The organism is Bacillus sp. D48C (assembly GCF_053345735.1).
In genome coordinates this window covers 249,736-255,735 of the sequence record NZ_JBKFAQ010000007.1, presented here as the reverse complement: position 1 = coordinate 255,735, position 6,000 = coordinate 249,736, and the positions used below count along the sequence as shown (strand labels likewise).

The following is a 6,000-nucleotide window of genomic DNA, read 5'->3' as shown; positions in this document are numbered from 1 at the left end:
CCATCTCCCTTTTCAAAATAAAAAGGACACCTATTCCTAAAACAGCTTTTATTGCTGCTTTAATGAATTGGTGTCCTCTAGTTTTCTAGCCGGACTGTATTCTGTTTTCATTTATTTGATAATACCAGCCTGCACAAAGATGTTTCTCCAAGCTTTGTTAACCTGGTATTTATCAACGGATATTGCACGCCGAGCGATAGCTTTTCTTATTTTCTTTTTCTTTTCATTTGCCATTTCTTTCATCCCTTTCATACAAATGTCTCTCATTTCCATTTTTGAGCGTTTTACTCCCTTTGATACCTATATTACATTCAAAAATAATCTGAACGTGAATTGTACCTATTTTATAAAGTTATCTTCCTACAAAAAGATTATTTCATTAAGATCTCTCCAAGCAATAACTTCGAAATCTTAAATCCAAATGAACCTCTAGACGAATACACCATATGCTAATTTAAATACTTTCTAGAAAGGCAGGTGCGTACTATGCCTTCTGTTGTTGGAAATCTCGTCGTGCAAAACAGTAATGGTGCTTTCAATTTAGGGGATTTTTACAACGTATCACCGAAAGAAAATACGAAAGCTTATAACGGTTCTGGCTCTTCGAATGTTGGATTTGTCGTGAATACTTTTAACGGTGTTAGCGCGACAAACACATTTGATGCTGATGTTGCAGACCAAAATCAAGTTGGAACAGCCTAACTTTACTCATTTCCCTCTATTTCCTGAATAAAATGCAATCTTTCGTTAATACTGTAAATGGGGGGATTTTTATATACCCATTAATTCCTTCCTTTCTTAGAAGAATGAGCGGTTAGCTTTTGCTGGCTGCTTTTTTAAATTCATCACCTTTTATGCGAAAATGAATAATTTATAGAGAGTATTTTTGATGCACCTTTCTTTATTGACTCATTTGACTATTCACTCCAGGAAAGAGCACTGTTCGAAGGTGCTCTTTTTCATTGTGATACATCTGCATATTCCTTAATATTTAACACATACTATACACAGGCGATAAGCCAAAACTCCTTTAACTGTCCAGTACTTCTTCACTCTTTTTGTATGAAGTAGTTAGCTTTTGCTAGCTGCTTTTTTATTCATTTCTGAATAAAACATGCTATTTTGTTCATACTATAACTACATCTAGAGGAACATCTCTGATTAGAGCGGTTAGTTTTTGCTAGCCGCTCTTCTTTCATAAATTTGTTTCTCAACATTCAATGTATAGAATTATTAAGTTTCATTTTGTATTATATAAGTGACCTCAACGTAAACTTTACTATTAATTTTTTCTCAAAAGGGCCTACCCTCGCAACAGGCCCTTTTAAAAATTTCTACTAATAAAATTATATTTTTATAAAAGAAGTGGTTATTTAAATCACCTAATGTATTTTTCATCGTAAAAGTCCTACCCCTTGAATAAATTCTCAAAACTTGTCCATATTATAAATACACTTAATCTTTGAACTTCCTTCTTAAATTTTCTTTAGGAGAGCAGTTAGTTTTTGCTAGCTGCTCTTTTGTATTCAATCTAAAATTTTGTTCTTAATTCCTTTTCACATCATATATTTCTAACCTAGACGTTCCACTTAAAGAGTTACCTCCGATCTTAAAGAGCACTGATGCATGGTGCTCTTTTTTAATTTTCTTATTTCTATAAAATAATATTTTTACCAAAATAACTTTCGTATAACATTTCCAATCTCGCTTATACTATAACTGTAACTTTAAGTTACACAGCTATTACTTGTAGGGCCTAATTTTCTTTTGTGTAACACGTGGTTAGCTAATAAAGTTGACCACTTTGTTGCGCCAAATATTTTTTATTTCTCAATACTTATCACCTGGAATAAATTCTCTTTTATTGATACTATATTGGTGACATTGATTTTCCTCATAGGCATTTTTGTAAAGGACCTGTTCTCCCACAGCAGGTCCTTTCTAATTTGTTTACTAATATAGAGTTTTTGTTGATTTTCCGTTGACATTTTATTGATTTTTTCTGCACATTTAAAAGAAACACTCATACACTATTTTATGTAGACTCTCCGCTCATAGAGTACTACCTTTCTTATCGAAGAGCATGCTTTTATGTGTGCTCTTTTTCGCTTGTTATGAAATATCGTTTGTGTAAAAATTCCACCTTGCCTTTTTCCTTTAATGACAGGCTCCATAACTCTAAGAAAAGCATACAATATTAAAAATTTACTCGTGAAAATCTGATTACAATCTACAGATTTTTCTATCTCATAAGACATTCACCTACCTTACTAAGAGTGCATATAAAAATGCGCTCTTTTTATTTTTTATTAAATACAAATTACATCTACATCTATTCACTAATCTCATACTTATACATACTATAAGTACTACCTTTCTATATAATGTGAGCACGTCACCTCCATTATGGTTGGGTATAAAGAGCGCTCTCAATTAGCGCTCTTTTTCTATTTATATTACGAATAATCTTTTTTTCATTACACATACTATCGGCAAGTCAGCTTCCAACAGCTACACTCTTTAAAAATGGAGTACTACCCTCCAGACTATGGCAGGTAACTTAGTCAATTACCTGCTATTTTTACTTATAAGCGTAATTTTTTTTGTACAACAAGCAGCTAGTTAATTACTTTGTTGTGCTGAATGAAGTTTTAATTTAGTTTTCTTTCCTGCATATTTTTTCGGATTCTGTTTAAACTACAGATGTAACTTTTTGTTACATCTGTATCCAGTGAAACTTCTAAAATTGTACAACTGAGCAGTTAGCTACTTTGGCTAGCTGCTTTGTTGTGTAAAATAAAGCATTTACAAAAAGCTTTCTCAACACCTATTTTACGGAAAATAATTGCCTTTTATGGTAACTTATTGGTAATCCCATAAAGATCTATCGTTCCATTAACAGGACCCGTCCCCCTAATCGGGTCCTGTTAAATATTTTCTATTAAATAGTATTTTTATTAAAAACATTTCCTAAATAAATTGCATATAATAAACCGAAACACTCTCTACAGTAAATTCACCTATAGAGCGTCTTTCTCCCAAGATGCTCTTTGATGCTCTTTTCATTTATTACTGGTTTCAAAAAATACTTCTCACCTTTTAACTAGACAAGCATATGTTATTGTATGGAGACTCTCCACTCATAGGGATCTATCTTTCTTGTTTAAGAGCACAATTTAAGTGCTCTTTTTTATGTCTAAATAACGATTTTGATAATATCGTTATTTCTTAATTTAAAGATTTATGTTAAAATAACCTCATATCATCCTTTTTAACTTTCACTTTAAAGATGATACTTCAATTGTGGTCCTAGTTCCCTAGGACCTCTTTTTATTTGTAGTTAAATAAGGATTTGTTATTGTTCTCATGCACCTTTATAATTTCTTTGCATACAGTATTATCACAAGAAATTCAATAAGTGCTCCGGTTTAGTTACCTTGAATTTCTTGCAAATCTTGTGGGAAGAATCCGTTTATAACAAACGGATTCTTTTATTTATTCACCATAAATGCGGGCACTATTTTATAGGAATCACATTCAATTTTCCTTTTCATAAAATGAAATTTTTATATTAATCTTCATCATCCAATAAGATCAAACGTAATCTTCTCGTACTATCACCACAACGTCTTTCATAAGCTGGAGAAGTCATAAACCTAAGGAAATCAATCGATTTGTTTGTTTCCTGATTAATTTCTGGAATAGTCCCTTCTGAGATGAAGACATCCCCTTTATACAAAGCGTATATTTTTTCTTTCCATGAGATCCTCATATCCATTCCCCTTCCGATATTAGATTCAGAATTACAATTTGCCCTTATAAATCTTCTGGATCTCTTTCTCTGAAAAATCTTTATATACTGCAAACACCTCAGGAAACTCACTTAAACATAAATCAATGATAGTATTGTCTGTTGTGCGTATATAAAAGTACTTAACCAATCCGATGTAATCATTGTGTAAGTAATAACTCTTAATCTCGTGATGGTAGCCATTCGCTTCCAAGACTTCGTACAGCTTAATTTTCGTTTCATCCATTTCGAATATTGATAACTGCCCCTCCGCAATATCCATTTGTTCAATCATTTCTCCATTCCCCTTTCGATTTGACTGAAATGTTATTTGTTATCCTTGTACTCCATCTCTACAAATTCAGCTGAATCGATTCCTTTCATTATCAATTCTTCTAGAAAGTAAAACGCTTCTTGTTCACCTTCGTTTTCCCTTATATTTTGAAAATGTAATTTCTGTTCTTCATCTAATTCAAATTTCACCTTCGCCTCTAAAACCATCATTCATCCTCCTTATTTATTAAAATGAAGTTTTTATTAAGCTACTTGATAAGCTTTACAAACCCATGATTCATCTTCGTCTGCATCATCCGCAAAGAATATTTCTATCTTCAATTTTAAACCATTCTGCATTACGGCCGTCGCCTCAAATACTCCGCTTATATTATCGAATTTCTTGATATCCTCGTCCTCTAACATTCCGAATTCTTCTAGGAGACTATCGTAGAATTTTTCTACTGTATTTTCTAAATCATACTGACTTTTATATGTTTGTTCGTGAATTAACTGGACCTCCATTTTCATTCTCCTTTTCTAATAAAATAGCGTTTTCATTAAAAAATCTTCGTAATTCAATAATTCACAATGAGTGTATTTATATTCTCTTTTCAGTTAAAATAAAAAGCATTCAAATAAACGTTTTAGAAAGGATTATAAATGACACGAATTATACTTTTTGATGGAGACTGTAACTTATGTAATCAAAGTGTTCAATTTATTATTAAAAGAGATCCTAAAGGATATTTTAAATTTGCATCACGCCAAAGTAACATAGGTATTCAGTTATTAAATCAATACAACATTAGCGAAACGATAGATAGCGTGGTATTAATTGATAATAATAAGGCTTATACAGAATCAGATGCCATACTGAATATTTGTAAGCACTTAAAAGGAAGTTGCAAATTATTTTTCATCCTTTTTATAATCCCAAAACCTATTCGGAACCTTTATTACAAAAAAATTGCAGAAAATAGATACAACTGGTTTGGCAAACAAAAACAATGTCTTATCCCTACTCCGGATATTAAAAAAAGATTTTTAGAGTAATAAAAAATATAAACATTCCCATGAATTTCTCTTTGAGAGATTCTATTTTTTATTCACCAAAATTACGATTTGTAAAAAACTTCGCACCCTTAAGTCTGACAAGCATATATTATTGTGTAGGGCACTCCACAGTCCATACGTTCAAACCTTTTAGTCTAGGAGCACACTTATATCTGTGCTCTTTTTTTTTGCTTTCAAATAAGGATTTTGTTTAAATTTCATTAACCTTATTGATTCCTTTGCATACAGTATTATCACAAGGGATTCCATAGGTGGCTCTGGTCCAGTTACGTTGAATTTCTTGCACACCTTGTGGGAAGAATCCGTTTATAACAAACGGGTTCTTTTATTTTTGCTCGTATAATACGAATTTTGTTTAGTTATCATTTGATTAATCATATTTAGATTTTATTAACATACCTTAATATTAATCAGGAATTACACTACCCCCCAGTAGATTTGTAGTTCCTAAAATTGAGCCTATGGCTCTGATCAGAACCTGTTTGTTATAAACAACAGGTTCTTTTTAATTCCACTTTACGAATATGCTTTTCCACATTACACATACTATCTACGAGTCAGCTACACTCTTTCAAAACGGAGTTTTACCCCTCCGGACTGTTTAGGCACATGGCAGGTGATTTGGTCAATTACCTGCCATTCCGATTAAAATAACGCTTTTGTTTAATAAAAATTAATTAACTATAATTTGAAAAATCGGAAACATTTATTCAATGATTTTTCCGAATACTCATGCTATTATTTATGTGCTGATGTTCACCATCCCAAGAACTCAGTAATTTCATCCATAGGCTCCACTCTCACCCTTTTGAGAGTGGAGCTTTTATTTATAGAACTGTACTTATCACTCTGTGTATTTT

The 6,000-nt window shown here is 31.9% G+C and carries 7 protein-coding genes; 2 read left to right on the top strand and 5 right to left on the bottom strand.

Going from position 1 to position 6,000, the window contains the following annotated elements; genetic code table 11:
- Positions 1–111 precede the first annotated feature (111 nt).
- On the bottom strand, positions 112–252 hold the full coding sequence (locus ACLBXA_RS18795) for a DUF3983 domain-containing protein (protein WP_447617374.1): 141 nt from the start codon (positions 250–252) through the stop codon (positions 112–114).
- Positions 253–486: 234 nt separating this feature from the next.
- Here ACLBXA_RS18795 and ACLBXA_RS18790 point away from each other — a divergent pair, with 234 nt between their 5' ends.
- Entirely contained in the window at positions 487–702 is a 216-nt protein-coding gene (locus tag ACLBXA_RS18790) for a spore germination protein (RefSeq protein ID WP_001141563.1), read from the top strand.
- Positions 703–3,571: 2,869 nt separating this feature from the next.
- On the opposite strand, the gene ACLBXA_RS18785 is transcribed toward ACLBXA_RS18790, so the two are convergent.
- From ACLBXA_RS18785 to ACLBXA_RS18770, 4 genes are read right to left on the bottom strand one after another with little or no spacing between them, the layout of a single operon-like run.
- Positions 3,572–3,772 carry a hypothetical protein gene (locus ACLBXA_RS18785; RefSeq protein ID WP_080497311.1) on the bottom strand — a complete coding sequence of 67 codons (201 nt, stop codon included), beginning with the start codon at positions 3,770–3,772 and terminating at the stop codon, positions 3,572–3,574.
- A 31-nt stretch (positions 3,773–3,803) separates the two neighbouring features.
- Entirely contained in the window at positions 3,804–4,085 is a 282-nt protein-coding gene (locus ACLBXA_RS18780) for a hypothetical protein (RefSeq protein ID WP_075720498.1), read from the bottom strand.
- A 32-nt stretch (positions 4,086–4,117) separates the two neighbouring features.
- On the bottom strand, positions 4,118–4,294 hold the full coding sequence (locus ACLBXA_RS18775; protein WP_178389853.1) for a hypothetical protein: 177 nt from the start codon (positions 4,292–4,294) through the stop codon (positions 4,118–4,120).
- A gap of 33 nt (positions 4,295–4,327) precedes the next feature.
- The gene (locus tag ACLBXA_RS18770) at positions 4,328–4,588 is read right to left on the bottom strand and encodes a hypothetical protein (protein ID WP_414979000.1); all 261 of its coding nucleotides are present in this window, start codon (positions 4,586–4,588) and stop codon (positions 4,328–4,330) included.
- A gap of 138 nt (positions 4,589–4,726) precedes the next feature.
- On the opposite strand from ACLBXA_RS18770, the gene ACLBXA_RS18765 reads away from it, so the two are divergent.
- Complete coding sequence (locus ACLBXA_RS18765) at positions 4,727–5,119, top strand: thiol-disulfide oxidoreductase DCC family protein (RefSeq protein WP_000196761.1); 393 nt, start codon at positions 4,727–4,729, stop codon at positions 5,117–5,119.
- The last annotated feature ends 881 nt before the right edge of the window (positions 5,120–6,000 follow it).